The organism is Candidatus Thermoplasmatota archaeon, from assembly GCA_030018475.1.
GTDB lineage: Archaea > Thermoplasmatota > JASEFT01 > JASEFT01 > JASEFT01 > JASEFT01.
This window is the reverse complement of the sequence record JASEFT010000109.1, coordinates 1-973: the sequence shown is the minus strand read 5'-3', so window position 1 is coordinate 973 and position 973 is coordinate 1. Positions and strand designations below refer to the sequence as shown.

Sequence of the window (973 nt, the reverse complement as noted above, 5' to 3'; positions counted from 1 at the left end):
TTAAGTGGATTTGACCAGAGATCTTCTGCAGTCGAAGCATTAAGCGAAGCTCAGCAAAAAGCAGGTTTAGTACGTCACCAAATAGAGCATATTACAGTCACTGGTGCAGGCAGAAAAGACGTACCTTTCGCTAACGACGATGTTACAGAAGTTGGCGCATCCGCCAGAGGCGCTGTCTTTCTGTTTCCATCGGCAAGAACAGTAATTGATGTGGGTGCGGAGGAAGGCAGAGCTGTAAGGTGCGACAGCAGTGGAAAAGTTATAGACTTTGCTATAAACGAGAAATGCGCGGCTGGAGCTGGTGCATTTACAGAGGCTATGGCAAGAGCGTTAGAAGTGAAACTTGAAGATTTTGGTGCATTAGCACTCAAATCGCAAAAAGCTATACCTATGAACGCTCAGTGCGCTATTTTTGCAGAATCTGAGGTAGTCTCATTAATTCATTCAAAAACGCCCAAAGAGGATATTGCAAGGGCAGTACACGATGCGATAGCGAGCAGGATAGTTTCTATGGTGCGTAGGATAGGCGTGGAAAAAGATGTAACTCTTGTCGGCGGCTTGGCGAAAAATATTGGATTTGTAGAATCTCTGAAAAGAGAGCTGAACACCGACTTATTAATACCGAAGGAGCCTGAGTTAGTAGGCGCGCTAGGCGCAGCTCTCATCGCGGCAGAGCGTTCCGAAAAAAAGAGGTGAAAAATAATGAAAGAGTATTGGCGATGGCCAGAGTCAAGGTGGACTTCGCCAGAAATCGATTGGCGTAGTGCCAAAGTTATCACTGCAGGAGTCGACGTCGGCTCTGTAAGCACTCAAGCTGTTGTGATGACTGACGGTAAGCTCTTCTGCTACAGCAATATGCGAACTGGCTCAGACAGTCCTGAGAGTGCCAGGAAGGGAATGGATTGGGCACTGGAAGGAACAGGTCTTAAAATAGAAAATATTCATTACATTGTAGGAACTGGTTACGGACGAG

The 973-nt window shown here is 46.5% G+C and carries 2 protein-coding genes; both read left to right on the top strand.

Going from position 1 to position 973, the window contains the following annotated elements:
* The coding region (locus QMD21_07795; GenBank protein MDI6856665.1) for an acyl-CoA dehydratase activase at window positions 1-696 on the top strand (696 nt) is incomplete at its 5' end.
* Window positions 697-702: 6 nt separating this feature from the next.
* Window positions 703-973: benzoyl-CoA reductase, bzd-type, subunit Q (locus QMD21_07790; GenBank protein MDI6856664.1), on the top strand; the 271-nt coding region annotated here is incomplete at its 3' end.